This is a genomic window from Nocardia asteroides (genome assembly GCA_019930625.1).
Classification (GTDB): domain Bacteria; phylum Actinomycetota; class Actinomycetes; order Mycobacteriales; family Mycobacteriaceae; genus Nocardia; species Nocardia sputi.
Window position 1 is genome coordinate 737,886 of sequence record CP082844.1, and the last position, 23,389, is coordinate 761,274.

21 protein-coding genes and 1 pseudogene are annotated in these 23,389 nt (G+C 69.5%); 10 read left to right on the top strand and 12 right to left on the bottom strand.

Features of this window, described 5'->3' with window-relative positions; all coding sequences use genetic code 11:
• The first annotated feature begins 283 nt into the window (after positions 1 to 283).
• The gene (locus K8O92_03495; GenBank protein UAK33076.1) at positions 284 to 1,399 is read left to right on the top strand and encodes a serine/threonine protein kinase; all 1,116 of its coding nucleotides are present in this window, start codon (positions 284 to 286) and stop codon (positions 1,397 to 1,399) included.
• 58 nt (positions 1,400 to 1,457) lie between these two features.
• Here the strand turns inward: K8O92_03495 and K8O92_03500 are convergent, their stop codons facing one another.
• The gene (locus K8O92_03500; protein UAK35414.1) at positions 1,458 to 2,093 is read right to left on the bottom strand and encodes a response regulator transcription factor; all 636 of its coding nucleotides are present in this window, start codon (positions 2,091 to 2,093) and stop codon (positions 1,458 to 1,460) included.
• 141 nt (positions 2,094 to 2,234) lie between these two features.
• Positions 2,235 to 3,563 (bottom strand): PspC domain-containing protein, encoded by a 1,329-nt coding sequence (locus K8O92_03505; GenBank protein ID UAK33077.1) that lies wholly within the window; start codon positions 3,561 to 3,563, stop codon positions 2,235 to 2,237.
• Positions 3,564 to 3,725: 162 nt separating this feature from the next.
• Between K8O92_03505 and K8O92_03510 the strand changes: the two genes are divergently transcribed.
• The 3 genes from K8O92_03510 (at position 3,726) to K8O92_03520 (ending at position 5,834) form a co-directional block, all read left to right on the top strand.
• Entirely contained in the window at positions 3,726 to 5,408 is a 1,683-nt protein-coding gene (locus K8O92_03510) for a PspC domain-containing protein (protein ID UAK33078.1), read from the top strand.
• Complete coding sequence (locus K8O92_03515; GenBank protein UAK33079.1) at positions 5,401 to 5,616, top strand: hypothetical protein; 216 nt, start codon at positions 5,401 to 5,403, stop codon at positions 5,614 to 5,616. Before K8O92_03510 ends, K8O92_03515 begins: the two co-directional genes overlap by 8 nt.
• A gap of 77 nt (positions 5,617 to 5,693) precedes the next feature.
• Complete coding sequence (locus K8O92_03520) at positions 5,694 to 5,834, top strand: hypothetical protein (protein UAK33080.1); 141 nt, start codon at positions 5,694 to 5,696, stop codon at positions 5,832 to 5,834.
• A gap of 47 nt (positions 5,835 to 5,881) precedes the next feature.
• On the opposite strand, the gene guaA is transcribed toward K8O92_03520, so the two are convergent.
• The gene (gene guaA / locus K8O92_03525; GenBank protein UAK33081.1) at positions 5,882 to 7,456 is read right to left on the bottom strand and encodes a glutamine-hydrolyzing GMP synthase; all 1,575 of its coding nucleotides are present in this window, start codon (positions 7,454 to 7,456) and stop codon (positions 5,882 to 5,884) included.
• Positions 7,457 to 7,575: 119 nt separating this feature from the next.
• On the opposite strand from guaA, the gene K8O92_03530 reads away from it, so the two are divergent.
• Positions 7,576 to 8,376 carry an alpha/beta hydrolase gene (locus tag K8O92_03530; GenBank protein UAK33082.1) on the top strand — a complete coding sequence of 267 codons (801 nt, stop codon included), beginning with the start codon at positions 7,576 to 7,578 and terminating at the stop codon, positions 8,374 to 8,376.
• Positions 8,377 to 8,378: 2 nt separating this feature from the next.
• On the opposite strand, the gene K8O92_03535 is transcribed toward K8O92_03530, so the two are convergent.
• Together K8O92_03535 and guaB are read right to left on the bottom strand one after the other, a co-directional pair.
• Positions 8,379 to 9,542 carry a GuaB3 family IMP dehydrogenase-related protein gene (locus K8O92_03535; protein UAK33083.1) on the bottom strand — a complete coding sequence of 388 codons (1,164 nt, stop codon included), beginning with the start codon at positions 9,540 to 9,542 and terminating at the stop codon, positions 8,379 to 8,381.
• Positions 9,543 to 9,838: 296 nt separating this feature from the next.
• Positions 9,839 to 11,383, bottom strand: coding sequence for an IMP dehydrogenase (guaB, locus tag K8O92_03540; GenBank protein ID UAK33084.1), 1,545 nt, complete (start codon positions 11,381 to 11,383; stop codon positions 9,839 to 9,841).
• 226 nt (positions 11,384 to 11,609) lie between these two features.
• Between guaB and K8O92_03545 the strand changes: the two genes are divergently transcribed.
• Positions 11,610 to 12,023, top strand: coding sequence for a DUF5319 domain-containing protein (locus tag K8O92_03545; protein UAK33085.1), 414 nt, complete (start codon positions 11,610 to 11,612; stop codon positions 12,021 to 12,023).
• Positions 12,024 to 12,244: 221 nt separating this feature from the next.
• On the opposite strand, the gene K8O92_03550 is transcribed toward K8O92_03545, so the two are convergent.
• The 3 genes and pseudogenes from K8O92_03550 to K8O92_03560 form a co-directional block, all read right to left on the bottom strand.
• Entirely contained in the window at positions 12,245 to 13,378 is a 1,134-nt protein-coding gene (locus tag K8O92_03550) for a hypothetical protein (protein ID UAK33086.1), read from the bottom strand.
• Positions 13,371 to 13,950: pseudogene (locus K8O92_03555) on the bottom strand (sigma-70 family RNA polymerase sigma factor). The gene K8O92_03550 and the pseudogene K8O92_03555 overlap by 8 nt, the downstream one beginning before the upstream one ends.
• A gap of 133 nt (positions 13,951 to 14,083) precedes the next feature.
• Positions 14,084 to 14,968: a hypothetical protein gene (locus K8O92_03560; protein ID UAK33087.1), complete on the bottom strand. Its 885-nt coding sequence runs from the start codon at positions 14,966 to 14,968 to the stop codon at positions 14,084 to 14,086.
• Between the two features lie 628 nt (positions 14,969 to 15,596).
• Between K8O92_03560 and K8O92_03565 the strand changes: the two genes are divergently transcribed.
• The 3 genes from K8O92_03565 (at position 15,597) to K8O92_03575 (ending at position 17,158) form a co-directional block, all read left to right on the top strand.
• Positions 15,597 to 15,890 carry a WhiB family transcriptional regulator gene (locus tag K8O92_03565; GenBank protein UAK33088.1) on the top strand — a complete coding sequence of 98 codons (294 nt, stop codon included), beginning with the start codon at positions 15,597 to 15,599 and terminating at the stop codon, positions 15,888 to 15,890.
• 439 nt (positions 15,891 to 16,329) lie between these two features.
• Positions 16,330 to 16,905 (top strand): sigma-70 family RNA polymerase sigma factor, encoded by a 576-nt coding sequence (locus K8O92_03570; protein ID UAK33089.1) that lies wholly within the window; start codon positions 16,330 to 16,332, stop codon positions 16,903 to 16,905.
• 1 nt (position 16,906) lies between these two features.
• The gene (locus tag K8O92_03575; GenBank protein ID UAK33090.1) at positions 16,907 to 17,158 is read left to right on the top strand and encodes a hypothetical protein; all 252 of its coding nucleotides are present in this window, start codon (positions 16,907 to 16,909) and stop codon (positions 17,156 to 17,158) included.
• Positions 17,159 to 17,385: 227 nt separating this feature from the next.
• Here the strand turns inward: K8O92_03575 and groL are convergent, their stop codons facing one another.
• Positions 17,386 to 18,996 (bottom strand): chaperonin GroEL, encoded by a 1,611-nt coding sequence (gene groL, locus K8O92_03580; protein UAK33091.1) that lies wholly within the window; start codon positions 18,994 to 18,996, stop codon positions 17,386 to 17,388.
• Between the two features lie 333 nt (positions 18,997 to 19,329).
• Positions 19,330 to 19,632 (bottom strand): co-chaperone GroES, encoded by a 303-nt coding sequence (groES, locus tag K8O92_03585; protein UAK33092.1) that lies wholly within the window; start codon positions 19,630 to 19,632, stop codon positions 19,330 to 19,332.
• 580 nt (positions 19,633 to 20,212) lie between these two features.
• Between groES and K8O92_03590 the strand changes: the two genes are divergently transcribed.
• The gene (locus K8O92_03590; protein ID UAK33093.1) at positions 20,213 to 21,748 is read left to right on the top strand and encodes an Hsp70 family protein; all 1,536 of its coding nucleotides are present in this window, start codon (positions 20,213 to 20,215) and stop codon (positions 21,746 to 21,748) included.
• Positions 21,749 to 21,837: 89 nt separating this feature from the next.
• On the opposite strand, the gene tsaD is transcribed toward K8O92_03590, so the two are convergent.
• Positions 21,838 to 22,881 carry a tRNA (adenosine(37)-N6)-threonylcarbamoyltransferase complex transferase subunit TsaD gene (gene tsaD, locus K8O92_03595; protein ID UAK33094.1) on the bottom strand — a complete coding sequence of 348 codons (1,044 nt, stop codon included), beginning with the start codon at positions 22,879 to 22,881 and terminating at the stop codon, positions 21,838 to 21,840.
• Positions 22,878 to 23,384, bottom strand: coding sequence for a ribosomal protein S18-alanine N-acetyltransferase (gene rimI / locus K8O92_03600; protein UAK33095.1), 507 nt, complete (start codon positions 23,382 to 23,384; stop codon positions 22,878 to 22,880). Before rimI ends, tsaD begins: the two co-directional genes overlap by 4 nt.
• Between the last annotated feature and the right edge of the window lie 5 nt (positions 23,385 to 23,389).

Below are 23,389 nucleotides of genomic sequence, written 5' to 3' on the forward strand. Positions count from 1 at the left end.
GTCCGCTCGACTGGGCACCAGCACGCGGAGCCGACGCCGTGCCGCAGCTCGTCCCCAGCCGACGACGATGCCGGGTGACGTGATTCTCGATGCGACCGATGGGGGGCGAACCCGGCGTGAGCCCGGCTACCCCAGCCCGGCCTCGGTTCATCGGTATGGTGTGGGAGAGGCATTCGAACCGAGGGTCCGACCGGCAGGCGCCGCGTACGGCCGTGCCCTCTGTCTTTCCCATGCGCGAAGCCGAATGAGGCCAGCTAGCCCCATTTTCCGCTACCCTCGCACCGTGACCGAACGCGCTCGTCCCACTGTCGGCCCTCAATACCTCGTCGCGGGCCGTTACCGCCTCCAATCGAAGGTGGGCGGCGGCGGCATGGGCGCGGTCTGGTTGGCGCACGACCGGCTGCTCGACCGGGACGTCGCGATCAAGCAGGTTCTCACCACGGCCGGACTCGACGAGGAAGAAGCCGAAGCGGTCCGCAACCAGATCATGCACGAGGGCCGGGTCGCCGCGAAGCTCTCGCACGACCACGCGATCGCCGTGTACGACGTGGTGCTCGAGGCCGGTGAGCCCTGGCTGGTGATGGAGCACCTACCCTCGCGCAGCGTCGCGAAGGCGCTCGCGCTGGTCGACACGCTGCCGCCGATCGAGGTCGCGCAGATCGGCGCCCAGGTCGCCGACGCGCTGGCCGCCGCGCACGCGGTCGGCATCGTGCACCGGGATATCAAACCGGGCAACATCCTTGTCGCCGATCGCGGGCCCGGCGTGGGTATGGCGAAGCTCAGCGACTTCGGCATCTCCCGCGGCGCGGGCGATCTGTCCGACGAACCGGACGGCGTGATCACCGGCACCCCCTCCTACCTGCCCCCCGAGGTGGCGCGCGGAGCGCAGCCGACGAAAGCCAGCGACGTGTTCTCCCTGGGCGCCACGCTCTACACCGCGATCGAAGGGCAGCCGCCGTACGGTTTCGACGAGGACAGCGACGTCATCGTGCACCGCGCCGCCATGGCGCAGATCATCCCGCCGACCCGCAGCGGCGTGCTCACCCAGGCGCTGCTGCACATGATGGAGCCCGCGCCCCAGCGCCGCCCGACCATGGCCGAGGCGCGGGACGAGATCCTCACCGCCGCTTTCGGTCCCGGCACCGGGCCGTACATTCTCGGCGCGCCCGTCCGCACCGAGGACGGGACCATTCCGCCTTGGGCCGCACGTAATTCGGCGTCGGGGATCCGCAGCCCCCACTCCACGCCGCTTCCCCGTCCGCACCGCAATCCCGCCGGGGCGACCGCGGCCCCTCAGCGCGCCAGGGATCCCCAGCCGGCCAACGCCCCGCTGGCCATCGCCGTCGGCCTCCTGATCGGCCTGGTCATCATCATCGCGATCATCGTCGCCGTCCTCTGAGGCCTGCCTCGCATCCGGCCCGCCGGATACGAAGAGCCGCAACGGCATCGGGTGCGGGTCAGTCGATGCGGCGGCGGTGGGCCCAGCGAGTCAGGGCGTTGCGATTGGACTGCTGGGTTTTGCGCAGCACGTTGGAGGCGTGGGTTTCCACGGTCTTGACGGAGATGAAGAGGGATTCGGCGATCTCGCGGTAGGTGTAGCCGCGGGCGAGCAGGCGCAGCACCTCCAGCTCGCGCGGGGTCAGCGAGTCGAGTTCGGGGTCCAGCGGTGGTTCGGGCACCGGAGACTTCCCGGTGAACGAGTCCAGGACGAAGCCGGCCAGGCGTGGACTGAAGACCGCGTCGCCACCGGCCACCCGGCGGATGCCGTCGGCCAGTTCGGATCCCGAAATCGTCTTGGTCACATACCCTCTGGCCCCGGCACGGATCACCGCGATCACGTCCTCGGCCGCGTCGGACACGCTCAGCGCCAGGCACACCGGCCCGGGCTCGATACCGGCCAGCACCGCGACCCCGCCGCCGTCGGGCATGTGCACGTCGAGCAGGACGACGTCCGGGCGCTCGGCATTGATTCCGGCCACCGCCTCCGCCACCCCGCCGGCCTCTCCGACCACCTCCATGTCCGCCTCCCGGCTCAATTCGGCACGCACACCCGACCGAAAAACGGCGTGATCATCGACGAGAAAGACCCGCACGGTCACCTACTTCTCCTAACCGACCCTTGACCCCCCACCCGTACCACACCCATCCCCCCACGCGCTCCTCGCGGACCACGCCGGGTCCACGCCCACTCCGCGCACCCGCGAAAAACCACCGTGGCCGCGAGAAACGGACGGCTAGCGCGCGGTGCCGGCGGCTCGAGCCGGTTCCTCGTCCGGCGCGGGGCAGCCGGAGTCGGTACGCGGCATGCTGATCCTGACCTCGGTGCCGCGGCCGGGCGCCGACCGGAGCTCCACCTGCCCGCCGCGGCGCTCGATCCGTCCGCGGATGGATTTGGCCAGGCCCCGGCGGTCTTCCGGCACGGAAGCGAGGTCGAAGCCCACGCCGCGGTCCCGGACGAAGACGCTCACCTGGTGCGGCTCGGCCTCGGCGAACAGGTCGATCTCCGGAACGCCCGCGTGCTTCGCGGCATTGACCAGCGCTTCCCTGCTCGCGCCGAGCAGGGCGGTGAAGTGTTCCTTCGGCAGACCCGCCCCGGAGCCGTCGATGTCCATGGGCACGTCGCCGACGGTCACCGGCGTCACCTTCACGCCGTGCTGGTCCTCCACCTCGCCCGCGATGGTCCGCAGGGCCGCGGCCAGGCTCGACTGCGCCGGACCGGAATCCTCGAACAACCATTTCCGCAGTTCCCGCTCCTGGCTGCGTGCCAGCCGCAGCACCTCCTGCGGGTCGTCGGCTTGGCGCTGGATGAGCGCGAGCGTCTGGAGCACCGAATCGTGCAGGTGCGAGGCGATCTCCTCGCGTTCCTCGTTGCGGATGCGGGCGGCGCGCTCGGTGTTCAGCGCGCGCATCATGCGCAGCCACAGCGGGACCGTCAGCAGTCCCGCGCCTACCAGCGTGACCGCCACCGCGAGCAGCGCCGAGCCGAGCGAACTCAGATCGATCCGCGCCAGCACCACCACGCCGAGACCGGCCACGATCAACGTCGCTCCGGCGACGATGCGCGACCAGGTCACCACCGACGGCCGCGCGGGCAGACCGAGCAGCGAACGGGGCCCGTCGACGTCGTACTCCCGCCACACCAGCGCCGCGCCGACCGCGACAACGATGATCGGCGCGATCACCTTCGCCGCCGTCCCGCTGAACACCCACGACACGGCGACCGCGAGCCCGAGCCCGAGCATCGCGAGACCGATGGCCTGCCGCCGCTCCGCACCGGAGGGTTTCACCTGGTCCGAGCCGCCGGGCGTGAAGATCCACAACAGCCCGTACGCGGCGATGCCCGCCCCGGCAAGGGCGGACAGCAGCACGAACGCCATCCGCACCTTGAACACGTCGACGCCCAGATGGTCGGCCACACCGCCCGCCACCCCGCCGACGACCCGGCCGCCCGATCGGCGGACCATCCGCACCTGCGGCGGCCCGGGGATCGGCGCGGGCGCGGGTCCCAGCCCACGGGCAGCGTCGAACCCCCGAGTGTCGAACGCGGGAACAGACGGGTACATGTCTTCGATACTGGCACGATTCCGCGGCCACCAGCATGGGGATTCACCCTGATCTTGCCGGCTGCACAGCCGAATGATTGCTCCAGCGGTCGATCGGTCCAAAGTGTTCAGGCTGATTTTCAGGGTTCCCCCCGATGCGCCGATACGCGGCTCGGGCACACCATGAAATACATGACGAAAACGAACTTCGGCGACCAGGTCCAGCAGATATGGCAGACCCGGCCGGTCCGGTTGCCGCGGCAGGGACCGGTCGCGGGCGTGGCGGCGGGGTTCGCGCGGCGCTACGAGATCGACCCGGTGCTGGTTCGCGTCGCGTTCGTGGTGTCGACGATATTCGGCGGCGCGGGCATCGTGCTCTACCTGCTGGCCTGGCTGCTGCTGAGCGCGTCGGGCGACCAGGCATCGGCGGCGGAGTCGCTGGTCGGCAAGGGCCACAGCTCGCAATCGCAGACCAAGACCATCGTGCTGATCGTGGCGCTGGCCATCGCGGTCAGCACGATGGGCCCGGTCGGCGTCGGTCTCGGCGGATCGGGCCTGATCAGCCTCGCCCTCATGCTGGCGGGCTGGTGGATGCTGCACCTGCGCACGCCCAACCCGCCGCCCGGAACCACGGAAGTGTTCGGCGGATTCGCCCCGGACAGTGGACTCACCGCGACCGGCTACCCAGGCGCGGTCTTCCCGCCGGGAGCCACCCGGACCGTCGGAGATTTCTATATGCCGCCGACCACCATGTACACGCCGTACACCAAGCTGCCGGATTCCTACGTCCCCGAGACGCCGGTTCGAGTCGCGGAGGATGCCCGCACGGTGCCCCTGGACAAGCCCGCCCCCGACCAGCAGGGCGAACCTACGACCGTAGCGCTGGACAAGGCGGCGGCGCCGTCGGGCGAGTCCGGATCGACTCCGCCCGACGAAGGCGGAACCGCATCGAATGCGCCCGTCGACAGCCGAGTAGCTTCGATCGGCGACAAGGCCGAATCCGGCAACGGCGAGGCAGGACGGCACCCGTCCGGCAGCGTCCACGCGGGACCGGCCACGTCCATCGAGAAGATCTCACCGGCCGACCACACCGTCTCGTTCGGTAAAGACGGCGCCGGCACCTCGACGCACGGGAGTCGGCCTACTTCGGCCACGAACCGGCCCGCAGCCGTCCACCCCGCGATCATCGGCGGCCAGACCCCGCCGTCGTGGGATCCGCTGGGCGTCGCTCCCCTCGCCTGGGACCTCCCGGAACCCGCGCCTGTCCGCACCGTCGTCGCGCCGCCACCGAAACGCCCCCGCTCCCGCCTGACTCCGGTGGTGCTCGGCCTGGCCATCCTGGCGGCAGCAGGTGCGGGCGCGGCAGCGGCCTCCGGCGTGGAGTGGATGACTCCCGGCCGGATCGGTGCGGCGGCGCTGGCGGTGATCGGTCTCGGACTGGTGCTCGGCGCGTTCCTGCGGCGCGGGTACGGCTTGCTGGTACTCACCGCGCCGCTGGCCGGGTTCGTGCTGCTGGCCTCCGCGGTCGGCCCGATCGAGTTCGACCAGAGCGCGATGGGTGAGCACACCTGGGCGCCCGCCTCCCTCGCCGAGTTGGCCTCGAACTACAAAGTGACCATGGGCTCCGGCACGCTGGACCTGCGTTCGGTGAAGCTGACCGAGAGCCGCACCGTGGACCTCGATGTGCGGATGGGCGAAGCCCGCGTGCTGCTGCCCGCGGACATGACCGTCCGCACGCGCTGCGCGGTGTCGATGGCCGAGGCCGTCTGCGCCGAAGGCATCAGCGGTCCGAACGCCCCCGGTGCGCCGGTGCTCGATCTGAACGTCGACGTCCGCGCCGGAAACGTGGAGGTGCAGCGTGGCTGAGACCGAGAAGAAAAACACGACCGAATCCCGCGGCCCCGCGGCCTCACTGCTCATCGCGGGCCTGCTGTCCCTCGCGGTCAGCGTGTGGGCTTTCGCCGGACCCGCGTCCTGGCCGGCGGCCAGCATGATCCCGATCGGCTGGATCGTCGTGCTCGCCGCGATCGTCATCGGCATCGCGCTGGTGATCTCCCCGCGCAAACGACCGTGATCATGCCGAACGGTCGGTACCGACGGGCCGTTCTCTTCTCGCACACTCCCCTTCGTCGTCCGACAGGAGAATCCCGCGTGAATTCCGATGAACCCGATGACCGGGCTCCCTCCCCCGCTGGAATCACACCGCCGGATCCCCGCCCGCACCGCGTCACCACCCATGGCACGGTCCTCGGGCACCTGATCCTGCACAGCACCTTCCAGCGCCCCCGCTGAATTCGCACACTTACCCGCGCGGAGCCGACGTCAAGGCAGCCGGAGGATCACTCCCACTCGATGGTGCCCGGCGGCTTGCTGGTCACGTCCAGGACCACGCGGTTGACCTCCGCCACCTCGTTGGTGATGCGGGTGGAGATGCGTTCGAGCACCTCGTAGGGCAGCCGGGTCCAGTCGGCGGTCATGGCGTCCTCGCTGGAGACCGGGCGCAGCACGATCGGGTGGCCGTAGGTGCGGCCGTCGCCCTGGACGCCGACGCTGCGGACCTCCGCGAGCAGCACGACGGGGCACTGCCAGATCTGCCGGTCCAGACCGGCCGCGGTCAACTCCTCGCGGGCGATGGCGTCGGCCTGGCGCAGCGTCTCCAGCCGGTCCGCGGTGACATCGCCGACGATCCGGATGGCGAGACCGGGACCCGGGAAGGGTTGCCGGGCGACGATCTCCTCCGGCAGACCGAGTTCGCGGCCCACCGCGCGGACCTCGTCCTTGAACAGCAACCGCAGCGGTTCGACGAGTTCGAACTCCAGGTCGTCGGGCAGACCGCCGACGTTGTGATGGCTCTTGATGTTCGCGGTGCCGCTGCCGCCGCCGGACTCCACGACGTCCGGGTAGAGCGTGCCCTGCACCAGGAACTCGACCTTCGGCGTCACACCGTCGGCCGCGCCGTGCTCGAGCACAACCTCGCCCACCGCGTCCTCGAAGGACCGGATGAATTCCCGGCCGATGATCTTGCGCTTCTCCTCCGGATCCGTCACCCCCTTCAACTCGCCGAGGAACTTGTCCACCGCGTCGACGGTCACCAGCTTGGCCCCGGTCGCGGCGACGAAATCCTGCTGCACCTGCTCGCGCTCGCCCGCCCGCAGCAGGCCGTGGTCGACGAACACACAGGTCAGCCGGTCGCCGATGGCGCGCTGCACCAGTGCGGCGGCGACGGCGCTGTCCACCCCACCGGACAACCCGCAGATCGCGTGCCCGTCACCGATCTGCTCGCGCACCGAGGCGACCAGCGAATCGGCGATGTTCGCCGGGGTCCAGGTGGAGGGAATGCCAGCGAGCTCGTGCAGGAACCGGCTCAGCACCTGCTGCCCGTGCGGCGAATGCAGCACCTCCGGGTGGTACTGCACACCGGCCAGGCGGCGCGCGCGGTCCTCGAAGGCGGCGACCGGAGCGCCCGCGGTGGTGCCGGTGACCTCGAAGCCCTCCGGCGCGTCGGTGACCGCGTCGCCGTGGCTCATCCACACCGGCTGAATGGTGGGCAGGCCGCCGTGCAGCAAACCGCCGTCGATATTGAGCTCGGTGCGCCCGTACTCACGCGTCCCGGTATGCGAGACCGTGCCGCCCAGCGCCTGAGCCATCGCCTGGAAGCCGTAGCAGATGCCGAAGACCGGCAGCCCCAGATCGAACAACCGCGGATCCAGCTGTGGCGCGCCCTCGGCGTACACGCTGGCCGGGCCGCCGGAGAGGATCACAGCGAGCGGCTGCTTCGCGGCGATCTCCTCCACCGTCGCGGTGTGCGGAACCACCTCGGAGAACACGCTCGACTCGCGCACCCGCCGTGCGATCAGTTGGGCGTACTGTGCTCCGAAGTCGACGACGAGGACCGGTCTCTGGGTTTGTGCCACCCAACCAGTTTAGTGAGCCTCGAAACGAGCGAATCATCGGCACAGCAGCCTGTGCAGGGGGCGAGCCGGGCCGCCCGAATCGTCACGCGCGGCCCGGCTCGCTGGTTATCCTTCTGCTCGTGCCCTTCGCCCGCGCGATCGATGCCGACATCCATTACGAGGACAGCGGCGGGGACGGCCCGGTGGTACTGCTGGCGCACGAGTTCTTGATGGACCGCACCATGTTCGCCGCCCAAATGGCCGCGCTCGCACCAGAGTTCCGGATCGTGTCCTGGGATGCCCGCGGCCATGGCCGCACCAGGGACGAGGGCCTACCCTTCACCTATTGGACCGCGGCCAGGGACGCGCTCACCGTCCTCGATCATCTCGGCGCCGAGCAGGCCGTCATCGGGGGAACCGCGCAGGGCGGTTTCACCGCGCTGCGCACCGCGTTGATCGCCCCGGAACGCGTCTCCGGACTGATCCTGATCAGCACCGAAGCGCACGCCCCCACCCCTGAACAGTCCAGCGCCACCCAGAAGTTCCTCGAAGAGTGGTATGACGACGGCTCCCGCGAGCGCGCCGTGCACCAGCTGGCTTCCTGGCTGATCGGCGACGACGAGTGGTACCGCACGATCTGGACCCAGCGCTGGCTGGTGCGCGACCGCCGCGGGATCGAGGTCGCGGCGGGCTGCCTGCTCAGCCGGGATTCGGTGCTGGACCGGCTCCGCGAAATCGACTGTCCCGCATTGGTGATCCATCCCACCGACAGCGGCATGGACCGCAAGCGCGCCCGAGAACTGGCCAACGGCTTGTCCGGCGCCACGTTCATCGAGATCGCGGACGCGCGACTCGCGGTGACGATGACCCACGCGGAGCCGGTGAATCACGCCATCCAGCAGTTCCTGCGCGCCAGGACCAAGCCGGCCCGGGCACGGTGAACTCACGCACGGACGCTCAGACCCACCTTCTGGAATTCCTTCAGATCCGAGTAACCGGCCTTGGCCATCGAACGCCGCAGTCCGCCGACGAGGTTCAGCGAGCCGAACGGATCGTCCGACGGACCGAAGAGCACCCGCTCCAGGCTGGGACGCACGGGATCCCCGACCGGCTCGCCACCCAGATCCCACGGATCGTCGACGTGCAGCATCGACCCGCGCGGCACGGACGGGTGCGCGGCCGCCGACGGCCAGTACCAGCCGCGGCCGGGCGCCTCCGCGGCCAGGGCGAGCGGGACCCCGAGCACGGCGGCGTCCGCGCCACACGCGATCGCCTTGGCCAGCTGACCCGAGGTGGCGATGTCGCCGTCCGCGATGACGTGCACGTAGCGGCCACCGGTCTCGTCCAGGTAGTCGCGGCGCGCCGCGGCGGCGTCCGCGATCGCGGTGGCCATCGGCACACCGATGCCGAGCACCTCGCCGGTGGTGGTCGCGCCCGGGTAGGAGCCATAGCCGACGATCACGCCCGCCGCACCGGTGCGCATCAGGTGCAGCGCGGTGCGATGATCGCTCACGCCACCCGCGACCACGGGCACGTCCAGTTCGGCGATGAAGGTCTTCAGGTTCAGCGGCTCACCGTCGCCGACGTGCTCGGCGGAGATGATCGTGCCGTGCACCACGAGCAGGTCGATGCCCGCCTGCAGCAGTGCCGGGGTGAGCGTGCGCGCGTTCTGCGGGCTCACCCGCACCGCCACGGTGACACCCGCGGCGCGGACCTGCGCGACCGCGGCGGCGAGCAGATCCGGCTGCATCGGCGCGGCGTGCAGCTCCTGCAGCAACGCCACGGCGCGCTCGTAGCCGCCCTTGCCGACCAGTTCGAGCAACTGGTCGATCTTCGCGCCGACATCCGCGTGCCGCGCCCACAGGCCCTCGCCGTTGATCACGCCGAGGCCGCCGAGGCGGCCGAGCTCGACGGCGAACTCCGGCGATACCAGCGCGTCGGTGGGATGCGCGAGAAACGGGATCTCGAAGCGGTAGGCGTCCAGCTGCCAGGACAGCGAGACCTGCTTCGACGAGCGGGTCCGGCGCGAGGGGACGATGTCGACGTCGTCCAGCTCGTAGGTACGCCGGGCGGTCCGGCCCATGCCGATCTCCACCATGTCGCGCACGCGAAATCTCCTTGTCTGATGTGCAGCGCTCGCGGCGCTGCGTATTCGGGCCCGTTGGCGGCTCGTTGTCCGAGCGGGCGAGGCTCGCGCCTCCGGCGCATGCGCTTCGCCCACTCGGACAACGAGCCAGGCCGCGAACGGCGCTCGTAGGACTCGCGCCTCCAGTGGTTACTTGTGGGGGCAGGTGGGCAGCACGAATGAACCGCCAACTACCGCGCAGGTTGCTCACCGCCACAGCCGGTGGGCAAGCTCAATCATGCACGGACCGGTTGGTCCTGTACATGAACGTAGCCGGACTAGCCCCGTCCGGTGTAGTTAGGGGCCTCGACGGTCATGGTGATGTCGTGCGGGTGGCTCTCCTTGAGGCCCGCCGCGGTGATCTGCACGAACTGAGCCTCCTGCAGATGCGCGATCGATTGCGAGCCGGTGTAGCCCATGGCGGCGCGCAGGCCGCCGACCAACTGGTGGATCACCTGGTTGACCGGGCCGCGGAACGGCACCCTGCCCTCGATGCCCTCGGGGACCAGCTTGTCCTCGGCCAGCACGTCGTCCTGGAAGTAGCGGTCCTTGGAGAACGACTTGGCCTGGCCGCGGCCCTGCATGGCGCCCAGCGAGCCCATGCCCCGGTAGCTCTTGAACTGTTTGCCGCCGACCAGGATCAACTCGCCCGGCGACTCGGCGGTGCCCGCGAGCAACGAGCCGAGCATCACCGTGGACGCGCCCGCCGCGATGGCCTTGGCGATGTCGCCGGAGAACTGGATGCCGCCGTCGGCGATCACCGGGACGCCCGCGGGCTTGCACGCGGCGACCGCCTCCAGGATCGCGGTGATCTGCGGCGCGCCGACGCCCGCGACGACGCGGGTGGTGCAGATGGAACCGGGACCGACGCCCACCTTGACCGCGTCCGCGCCCGCTTCGACCAGGGCTGCCGCGCCCGCGCGGGTGGCGACGTTGCCGCCGACCACCTGGATGCGGTCGCCGACCTCGGTCTTGACCTTGGTCACCATCTGCAGCACCTGCGCTTGATGACCGTGCGCGGTGTCCACCACGAGCACGTCGACGCCCGCGTCGGCGAGCGTCATGGCGCGCGACCAGGCGTCCTCGCCCACGCCGACCGCGGCGCCGACCAGCAGGCGGCCGTCACGGTCCTTGGTGGCGTTGGGGTACTGGTCGGTCTTGACGAAGTCCTTGACGGTGATCAGGCCGCGCAGGCGCCCGTTGCCGTCGACGATCGGCAGCTTCTCCACCTTGTGCCTGCGCAGCAGCCCGAGCGCCGCCTCGGCGGTCACGCCCTCCTGCGCGGTGATCAAAGGAGCCTTGGTCATCACGTCGGCGACGCGGCGGTTCTGATCCACCTCGAAACGCATGTCGCGATTGGTGATGATGCCCACAAGCGCACCGGTCTCGTCCACCACCGGAAGTCCGGAGATACGGAACCTGGCGCACATGGCGTCGACCTCGGCGAGGGTGTCGGTCGGACGGCAGGTCACCGGGTCGGTGACCATGCCCGCCTCGGACCGCTTGACCGTCTCCACCTGCGAAGCCTGGTCGGCCGCCGAGAGGTTGCGGTGCAACACGCCCATGCCGCCCGCGCGGGCCATGGCGATCGCCATCCGCGCTTCGGTCACCGTGTCCATGGCCGAGCTGACCAGCGGGGTGCGCAGACGGATCTCCCTGGTCAGCACACTGGAGGTCTCCACAGAGCTGGGGATGAGATCCGAGGCGGCAGGCAGCAACAGCACATCGTCGAATGTGAGGCCGAGCATGGCGATCTTGTTCGGATCGTCGCCACCCGTAGGAGGGCGGACTGCGCTTCGTTCGCCCGTTACGGGATTACTCATTCGGATCGACCCCTCCTGGACGTCGATAGCGACCGGCGCCGGTGCGACCGGCGCCGTGACGGCTGATGGGATGGACGTTGCGTTCGGCGGCGGTGATGTCGAGACCCGCCGTAGCCTGTGCTCCATGGTATCTGTCCGGTGAACTCGCCGACGAAGTGAGCCCACCCCCGAAACTGGCGGGCCGCATCGCTGGCGCAGACCACCCTGTTCTGCGTACCGTGGGGATGTGCGTGACCATCTACCACCTGGCTTGCCGCCGGATCCGTTCGCCGGAGACCCCTCCGACCCGTCCGCCGCGCTCGACGCCATCGAGCCCGGCGAACCGCTGGATCCCCACGAGCGCCTTGCGGTCGAGGAGGATCTCGCCGACCTCGCGGTCTACGAGGCGCTGCTGGCTCACCGCGGGATCCGCGGACTCGTGGTCAGCTGCGAAGACTGTAGGCAGGACCATTACCACGACTGGGACATGTTGCGCGCCAACCTGCTCCAGTTGCTGGTCGACGGCACGGTCCGCCCGCACGAGCCCGCCTACGACCCGACGCCGGAAGCGTACGTCACCTGGGACTACTGCCGTGGCTACGCGGACGCCTCGATGAACGAGGCTTTCCACGGCGACGGGTTCGACGGATTCGACGGCTGACCGGCCCGACCCGAGACGCGCGCGAGCCGTTCCCCGGCCCGCCATCTCGCGCTTGCCACTGTGATCTTCGACGCACAGGATCACGGTTCTAGCAGACAACGCACCCCGACGAGCCGGATGTCCGCCTGAAGCGCGGATGACCGGCTCCTTCGGCGTCAGAAGAACAAAGAACCGATCGCCTGGCCGGCGATCGGTTCGTGTCGTACGTCCGAGATGTTCGCTTACCTACCGGGCGGCAAGAACGAGCCCGGGTTGGGGAAGGACGGCACGCTGAAAGTCGGCGGCTGGCCCTGGGTCGGCGGCCGGGTGGCCGGTTGCTGCGGCGGCGGTGCCACCGTCGGATTCCCGGTGTCCACCGTCGGATCCGCTGTGGGCGGCCGGACATCCGTGGCCGGCGGCTGCTGCGGAGCCGTCGGCTCCACGGTCGCCTGCGGCGGTGTGGTGGCCGCAGGCGGGGGCGTGGTAACCGGTGGCGCCGTGGTCGGCGCGCCGCCGTTCGTGGCGCCGCCGCCGTTCGGCGCGGTCGCGTCCACGGTGGGCGAGGGCTTGTCCGTCTGCTCGCCCGGCTGCTGCATGATCGTCGCGGACCCGCTGGTCGCATTGGGCTTCGTGGTGACGCTGGTGCCCGGGGTGGCACGCGGGTCGGTGCTCTTCGGCACCGTCGACTCCAGCTGTTGGGCAAGTTCCGGCGACACCTTCCCCAGCTCCGCGAGCAGCCGCTCCCACTCGGTCATCAACTCGGCACGCTTGCCCGGATCGCTGACCTGCGCGGCGTTCTCCTTGGCGCGCTCCAACCGCGCCTTCGCCTGTTCCGGGTTCTGCGCGACCAGCGCGGAGGCCTGGCTCAGGTCGTCGTCGGCCCGCTGCACGACGGTTGTCTGGGCCTGTTCGCTGAACACGACTTCCTTGACCCGCCATAGCGGGTCGCCCGGCTCCGCGTTGTACGAGAACGCCGTCATGCCGCCGAAGACCAGCGCCAGTGCGGCCGCGGTGCCCATGATCGGGCGCAGAAGCCTCAGTCGCCCGCCGCTGTGCGCCCCGATACGAACCTGCCGCGCGCCGATCTCCTGGTTGACCGCGGCCACGATCGCATCCAGGTCCGGTTCGGCCGACATCGGAGCCGCGGTCAGCTCCGCTCGCCAATCCGCGAGCAGCGTCGCGAGCTGATACTCCTCGGCGCTGTCGGTGTGCACCGGACCATCGCTGGCGATGGCGTCGATCAGAGCATCGTCGCGGCGTACCGCTGCGATGTCGACCGGGTCGCTGTCACCGGACGCCTCGGCGTAGGGACCGCTGTTTCGCGATCCAAGCCGCGCCTTCCAGTCACCCCGACCGCGCTCGCCATCCCTAGCCATACATTTCACCTGCCCTCGCCACTTGTGACTTGAGTTTCGCGAGTGCCCTGTGTTGGGCCACCCGTATCGCACCCGCCGTACTGCCCACGGCGACTGCGGTTTCTTCCGCTGACAAACCCATGACCAAGCGCAGGATCAAGATCTCTCGATGCTTCTCGGGAAGCGTCGCGAGCAAACGGTTCATCTGTCTGCTCGTCTCGGATTCGAGAGCTCGTTGTTCCGGTCCCTGGTCGGTGGATATGACATCTGGTACTTCGGCCATCGCCTCCGCCTTGTTACGGGCGGCATTGCGATGAGCGTCGGCGACCTTGTGCGAAGCGATCCCGTAGACAAAGGCCATGAAGGGCCTGCCCTGGTCTTGGATACCTGGGCAAGGCGGTCATCACAGCCAGGCAAACCTCCTGCGCAACGTCGTCCGCGGAGAGCTGCCCACGCTCCGCGGCTCCGATCCGCGCGCGGCAGTAGCGCACCACCAGCGGGCGGACCATCTCCAGTACCTGAGCTAAAGCGGATCTGTCGCCCTGCGCAGCGGCAGCGACGGCGAGGTCCAACTCTTCGCCCGTGTGCGTCATCGTCAGAGATATTCCTGGCGTTACAAGTGGCACGGTCCGGTGACGACCAGTGCTTCCACCGAAGGGGCGGAACGGATCTAACAATAGCGACCCGTCGGCGGGATCTGGGCAACACGGTGGTCTCCGTGATCAGCTACCAACCATCCATGGGGCGCAATGCCCCGCCTGCGCGGGTTATGACCGTTGCACACTCGGCCGCTTCCGCCGCCGCTTTCTCGGCGCCCGATCCGGCGCGGAGCATGGCGCAAGCCCACCGCAACGGCAGCAGCCCGTGCTCGCGGCATTGCTCGGCGACCTCCTCGGCCGAGGCCCGGGATCGTTCGCGCGCGCCGCGCGCCGCGTCGGCCGCGGCGACCAGTAGGCGGGACTTGACCTGGTGGCGTACCGAGGGGGACCGATCGGCCAGCTCCAGCGCGACCGACGCGTGCTCGGCGGCCGACTCGAAATCACCTGCCGCCAACGCGGTTTCCGCGCGTACCCAGCCCAGGCGGATCGCGGGACGCCAACCGGCCCGATACCGCTGTGCCGCCGAGGCGCTGCGCCGCAGCAGCCGATCGGCCAGCGCGAGCCGCCCGGTTCCCAGCGCGTCGGCGGCCAAGCCGGTGAGGGCGTCGCAGATCGCGTCGGCGCGGCTGGGAAGGTAGCCGCCCGGCCCGTTCGACGGACCGCCTGCGGTCTCGTCCTCTGCCACGGCGTCGGTGGCGAGCAGCAGCGCGGCGGCCCGCCCGTCGAACGCGGCCGCCCGCTCGTGCCACCCGAGCTGGCGAAGGAAAGAACCATCCGTACTTCCCGCCAGTGAGAGGAGCACGGGGTCGGCGCTGTGATTGCATAACCTTCGCAATTCGACGCGCGCCGCGGCATAACGACCCTGACCGCCGAGGACCACCGCGCGATACCACCGGCCGAGTGGGTCCGAAGCGGGCGGCAACTCGGCGGCGGCGCGACCAGGGTCGGCGCCGAAGGCGGCCTCGGCGAGGGCCGCGACGTGAGGATCTCCGAACGGAGCGGGCGCGAACACGGGCGCACTCTATCCCGCCCGGTACGCGGGCCGGAGACGACGAAAGGTGATCGACCGCCGACCCGCAACCGCCCGGCATTTCCGCCGCCGAGCCGATGTTTCCATTAGGTAAATCTAGCTCCGGCAATCACCGAGCGGCCGCGCCGGGAATTCATGCGCGTTTCGCGTAATTAACCTGCGCGCCCCGTTTCCGCCATCTTCGGATCCGCGCGAAGGGAACGTCGTGGGCGGCAGGGGCGCCGCCGTCGTGCGCCCAGCATCCGCACCGCAGCGGCCCCACGCACCGTAAATCGCATCTACCTGCAGAAACTTGACTCGTCATGGCACAAGCGGAAACCACCGACCTCCGGCCAACCGAACAGTATCGCCGGAACCAACGCGAAAAGTAAACAGTTCGGAGGTTAAATTTCGCAGCGCGAGATTTGGAAAAGTGCTGCGTGGAACTATTGACGGAATTTCGCGGCTGGACCTAACGTAGCTCATCGCCACGGACGGCGCCGCGCGAAATTGCAGCGACCACGAAGGGGCGAGCCCCCCGGGTACCCCCGCCGACACGGCGTCGTGGCCCACAACTGTTGCAGAACAACTGCTCGACAACGCTGACGAGCTCGCACCACGAGGAGTTCACATGCCCATGCCGACCCACCTCCCGGGACCCAACGCCGATGTCTGGGATTGGCAGATGCGAGGATCGTGCCGCGGGCAGGATTCCGCGGTGTTCTTCCATCCCGATGGCGAGCGTGGCCGAGCCCGCACCGCGCGCGAGATGCGCGCCAAGGAGATCTGCCGCACCTGCCCGGTGCTCATGCAGTGCCGCGCCCACGCGCTGAAAGTCAGCGAGCCCTATGGCATCTGGGGCGGCATGTCGGAAACCGAGCGCGAGATGCACGCGCGGCGCAACCGCCGCCGCATGGCCGTCTGAACCAATCTCCTCCCATCCGCACGCCAGCGGGCATCGAATCCCTAGCAAACAACGGGCCACTGCAACATGCTTTTCGGCCGAGCCGGTCACGCAACACGCCGATCGGTTCCTGTCCGAAGGTCGGCGCGTGGGTTCCGATCGGTCACCATCGATCGGCCGGCCGCCGCGGCGAAGGCCGGTGCACTACCGGTCCGGCGCGATGCGACAGCGTTCGGCGTGTCACGGCGTGTCATGGCGTGTCTTCTCCCAGATGTCCGACGTAACGGCGCTTTTCCGCAACGCGGCGCCGTCCCATGACGCGCTCGTGGGCACCCCACCGGAAGGGAGGTCATAGCGGCGCGCTACGGTAGTGACTGATGACACAGAATGGAGCGTTGTGACAACGCGGCCGCCAGCCGCAGAGGGCGACTCGTTCCGAAGAGCGGCCTTCCCACCTACGGTGGATTCTGCGGTTACGGCACGCGCAGCCGAAAGTATCGAGCTCGCCGCGCTTTTACATCGATGTGGCCGAGCCGACCAGGAAGCATTCGCCGAGCTCTACGACCGGACGTGTGCGCGCGTCTTCGGTCTGGTGTTGCGTGTCCTGCACGATCCGGGATACGCGGAGGAGACCACCCAGGAGGTCTTTCTCCAGATCTGGCGGATGGCGTCGAGCTTCGATCCCGCGAAGGGTTCCGCGGTGACGTGGCTGATGACGCTCGCGCACCGGCGCGCCGTCGACCGGGTGCGCGCCGAGCAGGCCCACACCCAGCGCGAGGTCGCGTACGGGATCCGGGTGCTCGGCAACGAATTCGACGAGGTCACCGAAGAGGTCGAGCGCAGGCTCGAACAACAGGCCGTCCTGGCGGGTCTCGCCACACTCACCGAAACCCAACGGGAAGCCATCTCGCTCGCCTACTACGGCGGGCGCACCTATGCGGAGGTAGCCACCTACCTCAACGTAGGGTTACCTACCGTTAAGTCCCGGATTCGGGACGGATTGACACGACTGAAGAAAAGTTTGGGGGTGACGTGAGATGAACGAACGCCAGATCGATCTCGCGCACACCGTCGCGCTCGGATCGATCGACGACGAAGACCATCAGGAAGTGCAGGATCTGCTCGACAGCGAGGACCCCGTGCTACGCGCGGAGTTCATCCAGGAAGTCAGAGACACGAAAGAAGCGCTCTCCGTTCTCGCCACAGCCACGGCGGCCATGCCACCGCCGTCGCTGCGCGCTCGCCTCCTCGCGGCCATCGCCGCCGAGCAGCCACCGGTCGCCAGCTGAATTCAGCGATCCGTCAGGCACTCCCGCTCCGCGCGTCCGGGTCCGACAGCCGGACGATCCCGCAGCCTCCTTCCGGTTCGCGGCAGCCAGCGCGTCGAGCTTCGGAACATCCTCGGTCTCACCGGTAGTCGCCTGCCGGCCCCGGCTTGTCCCGGGTACGGGCAAGGCCCCCGAACCAGGTGGTTCGAGGGCCTTGCCTGATGAATCGTCGCGAAGAGGCGCTCGGCTCAGTGAGCGTGGCCGTGGTGGCCGTGATCGTTGTGCTCCTCGGCGGGCTTGTCGACCACGGCGCTCTCGGTGGTGAGGATCATGCGCGCGACCGAGGCGGCGTTCACGACGGCCGAACGAGTCACCTTCACCGGGTCGACGACGCCGTCGGTGAGCAGGTCGCCGTAGCTGAGGGTGGCGGCGTTGAAGCCCTCCTTGCCCTCGGCCACCTTGCTGACCACCACCGCGCCGTCCAAGCCCGCGTTCGTGGCGATCCAGAACAGCGGCGCCCGCAGCGCGGTGCGAACCACCTCGACGCCGACGGCTTCGTCACCCGACAGCGAGTCGCGCAGCTCGACGAGCTTGCCGCTCGCCTGCACCAGCGCGGTGCCGCCGCCGGGCACGATGCCCTCGGCCACAGCGGCCTTGGCCGCGCTCACCGCGTCCTCGACGCGGTACTTGCGTTCCTTGAGCGCGGTCTCGGTGGCCGCGCCGACCTTGATCACCGCGACGCCGCCGGCCAGCTTGGCCAACCGCTCCTCGAGCTTCTCGCGGTCCCAATCGGAATCGGTGGACTCGATCTCGCGACGCAGTTGCGCGACGCGCCCCTCCACGTCCGCCGCGGAACCGGCGCCGTCGATGATCGTGGTGTCGTCCTTGGTAACGACCACGCGACGCGCCTTGCCGAGCACGTCCAGGCCCGCCTCGCGCAGGGTGATGCCGAGGTCGGGGTTCACCACGGTGCCGCCGGTGACCACGGCCAGGTCGTCGAGGAACGCCTTACGGCGGTCGCCGAAGAACGGCGCCTTCACCGCGACGGCCTTGATCGTCTTGCGGATGGCGTTGACCACCAGGGTCGACAGCGCCTCGCCCTCGACGTCCTCGGCGATGATCACGACCGGCTTGCCGCTCTCGGCGATCTTCTCCAGCAGCGGCAGGAAGTCCGGCAGCGAGCTGATCTTCTCGCGGTGCAGCAGGACGAACGCGTCCTCGAGGGCGGCCTGCTGGCTGTCGGGATCGGTGATGAAGTAGGGCGACAGGTAACCCTTGTCGAACTGCACGCCCTCGGTGACGACGAGTTCGGTCTGCAGCGTCGAGGACTCCTCGACGGTGACGACGCCGTCCTTGCCGACGGTGGTCAGCGCCTTGCCGACCATCTCGCCGATCTGCTCGTCGCGCGAGGACACCGTCGCGACCTGCGCGATGGCCTGCTCGCCGGAGACCGGGGTGGCCAGCGCGAGCAGCGCCTCGGAGACCGCGTCGGCGGCCTTGGCGATGCCGGAACCGAGCGCGATCGGATTCGCGCCCGCGGCAACATTCTTCAGCCCGGCGCGGACCAGCGCCTGGGCCAGCACGGTGGCGGTGGTGGTGCCGTCGCCCGCGACGTCGTTGGTCTTGGTGGCGACGCTCTTGACCAGCTGCGCGCCGAGGTTCTCGAACGGGTCTTCCAGCTCGATGTCACGCGCGATGGTGACGCCGTCGTTGGTGACGGTCGGACCGCCGAAGGACTTCGCGAGCACGACGTGCCGTCCGCGCGGGCCCAGGGTGACCTTCACCGCGTCGGCGAGCTTGTCGACACCGCGTTCCAGAGCCCGGCGAGCCTTCTCGTCGAACTCGATCTGCTTTGCCATGGGAATTCGCTCCTGTAGTGGATTGCGGCGCTCCCGGGTCCCTACGTGGTCACGCAGGCTGCCGCCTCCGGGCCCGTCGCTCGCACCGCTGTATCTGATTTGCGGCGCTCCCGGGTCCCTACGTGGTCACGCAGGCTGCCGCCTCCGGGCCCGTCGCTCGCACCGCTGTATCTGATTTGCGGCGCTCCCGGGTCCCTCCGTGGTCACGCAGGCTGCCGCCTCCGGGCCCGTCGCTCGCACCGCGTATTCAGTGCCGGGTGTCTGTCGGCGTCGAACGCGTTCCGCCCCGGGGCCTGAAAGACACCGGGGCGGAACGCATGCGTGCCCGTTCGGCTACTTGGTGACGACGGCCAGCACGTCGCGCGCCGACAGGATGAGGTACTCCTCGCCCTGGTACTTGATCTCGGTGCCGCCGTACTTGCTGTAGATGACGGTGTCACCCTCCTGGACATCCAGCGGGATGCGCTTCTCGCCCTCGTCGTCCCACCGGCCGGGACCGACGGCGACAACGGTGCCCTCCTGCGGCTTCTCCTTCGCCGTGTCGGGGATGACCAGGCCGGAGGCCGTCGTCGTCTCGGCCTCGTTGGCCTGGACGAGGATCTTGTCCTCGAGCGGCTTGATGTTCACGCTCGCCACGTTGAGCCCTCCACTTTCAGGGGATTCGGTCGTCCGGAACTGTTGTCCCGGACTCGTCGGTTGGTCACGATGCTGACCTTGCGCATAGCCCCGTCGTCGCGGGTGCCGGGACCCCTGCCCAATGGTCAAGCTGCTGGCACAAGCACTTCATACAGTGCCGACTAGCACTCTATACATGAGAGTGCCAGCGCTCAAGGCTGGACGGTGCCAACTTTGCGCGGCGCGCCCATCCGACTCGCGGCTTGGCGATTCGTTCGAGGAAACAGTAACGTTCGGATAACGGATTGTGACACTATTGACGACGGTCGCGGTCCGGCCGCCACGTCCGTCGCCTGTGGGCGGCGGCGGGGCCGCACAGCGTTACCGCAGCGTCGCCGAAACACGCAGCGCCGCAGCAGTCGTTGCATTACCAGCGTCACCAGAGAGCAAGACACGTGATCCATGGCCGGTCCCCGCGACCCACCCGGACGAGGGGCCGGTTCGTTTCCCGATCCGGGGCGCTCGTCATCCATACGGCGGTCCGGCAGTCCATTCGAGATGGTCGGCGACACCATGACCATCCGCTCGAAGGGAGGTGAACATGCGAACATCCCTCGGCATCTCGGCCGGGGCAGAGGTCGTGTGCTCGGCGTTGGTCGCCACCGCGTCCAATGGCGCGCAGAGCTTCGACTACCGCGTCGTCTCCGCCGATGCGGCCCATTCCGATCTCGGCGATCTGGTGGCGTCCTCGATCGAGTTGATGACCACGCAACTGCCGACCACGCAGCCGCCGCGCGAGATCATCAGCCCGGTCGGCGGGCGATTCGCGGGCACCGCACGCGATTGGGCGTCGATGACCGGTCATCCGCCCACCAGCGTCGCGGTCGCCTACCGCACCAGGGAGCAGGCGCAGATCATCCGCGCGGCCACCGGCAAACAGCGTGAACTGCGGCTGATCCCGGAGGGCACCGCCGCGCTGACCTACCTGCGGCACACCGGCCTGCTGGACCGCTACGACACGGTAGCCATCGTCGATCTCGGCGCCTCGGGGCTCAGCGTCACCGTCGCCGATCGAACCGACGGCTCGCTGCTGCGTTCCGACCGCACCGCGACCGTCAGCGGCAAGGCGATCGATGACCTGATCTACCACCATCTGGTGGACATGCACTTCGCCCGGCGCGGCACCCGGCCCAACCGCGGCATGCTGACCAATCGAGGCCGCGCGGCGAAAGAGCATTTGTCCATCGCGCCCGCCGTCACCATCGACCACGTCGCGGGGCGGCCGCTGAAGCTGACCAGGGCCGACTTCGAAGAGTTGATCGCCGACCTGCTGCGCGACCTGGCGCGGTTCGTCACGGCGGCGTTCGGCCGGGCGCCCCGGCAGCCGCAGGCGGTCGCGGTCATCGGTGGCGGCGCCAACATTCCCTCGGTGCTCGACACACTCACCGCGGCGCTGGACGTCCCGGTCTTCACCGTGCCGGACCCGGAGGCGGTGACCGCGAAAGGCGCGGCGCTGGTCGCGGATTCGGTGCAACCCGCGGTGTTCCCGGTGGGCACGCGCGGCGGCGACGCGCCCGCCGGAACGGTCACCAAGGTGTTCGGCACACTGGCCGGGGCGATCGTGGTGGTCGGACTGATCGTCGGTTACGGCGTGCAGACGTTCGCGCCCACCGCGGACGACGAGGTCTCCCCCGCCGGGACCACGAGCAGCGCTTCGCAGCTGCCGCCTCCGACGTCCGCGGCGCCCTCGACCGCGGCGGCGGTAACGCGGGCAGGCGGCACCCCGGACAGCACCGGCGTCGCGCCGACCACCACCGGACACGGGCCGCGCAGTACGACCGGCGTACCGTTCACCACGGAGGCGGTCACACCGACACAACCCACGCTGCGACCGGATCCCGACCTTCCGCCGATCCCCTTCCCCGAACTCCTCGGTCCGCTGTTCGGCAACCCGAATGCCACACAGGGCAGTTCGCCCGAGCCAGGGCGGAGCCAGACCTCGTCGCCGACGCCGAGCGTCGAGATGCCCGGCCCGAGCTCGACGCGGAGCCAGGCGCCCGCGCGGTCGGGCCTGCCGCTGCCGCCGCATGGAAGCTCGGGGTCGGCATTCGACCCGGGCCTACTCGTACCGAACTGATCCGACGGCACAACGGCGGTTTCCGGACGATTCCACGGAAGCCGTCGAGCCACCCGCGCGCTACCGACGGCTCACCGAGTCCGAGCAGATCAGCGGACCATGCTGACCGACACCGGCAGACCGGGGTCGGTGGCGACCGTCAGCGGTGACGGCGCCGCGCCGCCCGCGATGACATGTGCGCCCAGCGCGGCGATCATCACCCCGTTGTCCGTGCACAGCCGGGGCTTGGGCACCCGCAGAGTCAAACCGGCCGCGGCACAACGTTCCTCGGCCATCGAGCGAATTCGTGAGTTGGCCGTCGCGCCGCCGCCGAGCACCAGCGTGCCGACACCGACATCCCGCGCCGCGCGCACCGCCTTCATGGTGAGCACATCCGCGACCGACTCCTGGAACGACGCCGCGATATCGGGAATGGGGAGATCTTCCGCGGCGATGCCGTCGCGCTGCGCCGCCTCCACGTATCGTGCCACCGCGGTCTTGAGGCCCGAGAAGGAGAAGTCGTAGCGCGGATCACGCGGCCCGGTCATGCCCCGGGGAAAGGCGATGGCGCGCGGATCGCCGTCCGCGGCTGCGGCATCGAGCGCCGGGCCGCCGGGAAAACCCAGCCCGAGCAGGCGCGCCACTTTGTCGAAGGCTTCCCCCGCCGCGTCGTCGACCGTGCTGCCCAGCTCGACGATCGGCTCGGACAGATCCGTGACGTGCAGCAGGTGGGTGTGCCCGCCCGACACCAGCAGCGCGACGCACGGTGGCATCGGCCCGTGTTCCAGGGTGTCCACCGCGACGTGGCCGCCGAGATGGTTGAGCGCGTAGAAAGGCACATCCCACGCCGCCGCATACGCTTTCGCGGCGGCGACGCCCACCAGCAACGCACCGGCCAAGCCCGGTCCGATGGTCACCGCCAGCGCGTCCGGCTTCGCGATACCCGCCGCCGACAGCGCACGGCGCATGGCGGGCACGATCGCCTCGAGGTGCGCGCGCGAGGCGATCTCGGGGACCACGCCACCGAAGCGCGCGTGCTGGTCGACGCTCGAGGCGACTTCGTCGGCGAGTAGCTCGCAGGTGCCGTCGGGGTGGCGGCGGACGATGCCCACTCCGGTTTCGTCGCAGGAGCTCTCGATGCCCATGATGATCACGACAGCACCTCGTCCGGTGTGCGCCACTGACGGTCCGCGCTGGTCAGCGCGGGCCGGCGCATCGTGTACGCGTCCGCGCCACTGGGGTGGTAGTAGTTCTTGCGCAATCCGATGATGTGGAAACCGTGCTTGGCGTACAGCGCGATCGCGGGCGCGTTGTCGGTGCGGACCTCCAGGAACACCGGCCCGCCGCGCCGTCCTGCCTCGGCGAGCAGCGCCTCCAGCAGAAGCGTGCCCACGCCCGCGCGGTGGCAGCGGGGGTCGACGCCGATGGTGTGCACCTCGGCCTCGGGGTGTTCGGCGTCACCCAGCAGGGCGATGCCCGCGTAGCCCACCATTCGCCCGTCGTCGTCGCGCGCGGTGATGTAGCAGTTGTGCCTGCCTGCCAGCTCGGACTGGAACGCCACGGCGGCCCACGGGTCGTCCTCCGGGAACAGCAACTGCTCCAGTTCGACGCAGCGCGTGATGTCGGCGGCCACCATCGGCTCGATGCGGAAAGCCACGGCCG

What these genes read in the sequence shown, in the direction of transcription:
- K8O92_03505 (UAK33077.1), bottom strand. Translation starts at nt 3,563, where the DNA reads ATGTACCCGTCTGTTCCCGCGTTCGACACTCGGGGGTTCGACGCTGCC.
- K8O92_03510 (UAK33078.1), top strand. Translation starts at nt 3,726, where the DNA reads ATGAAATACATGACGAAAACGAACTTCGGCGACCAGGTCCAGCAGATA.
- guaB (UAK33084.1), bottom strand. Translation starts at nt 11,383, where the DNA reads ATGAGTAATCCCGTAACGGGCGAACGAAGCGCAGTCCGCCCTCCTACG.
- K8O92_03550 (UAK33086.1), bottom strand. Translation starts at nt 13,378, where the DNA reads ATGGCTAGGGATGGCGAGCGCGGTCGGGGTGACTGGAAGGCGCGGCTT.
- K8O92_03565 (UAK33088.1), top strand. Translation starts at nt 15,597, where the DNA reads ATGCCCATGCCGACCCACCTCCCGGGACCCAACGCCGATGTCTGGGAT.
- K8O92_03575 (UAK33090.1), top strand. Translation starts at nt 16,907, where the DNA reads ATGAACGAACGCCAGATCGATCTCGCGCACACCGTCGCGCTCGGATCG.
- groL (UAK33091.1), bottom strand. Translation starts at nt 18,996, where the DNA reads ATGGCAAAGCAGATCGAGTTCGACGAGAAGGCTCGCCGGGCTCTGGAA.
- K8O92_03590 (UAK33093.1), top strand. Translation starts at nt 20,213, where the DNA reads ATGCGAACATCCCTCGGCATCTCGGCCGGGGCAGAGGTCGTGTGCTCG.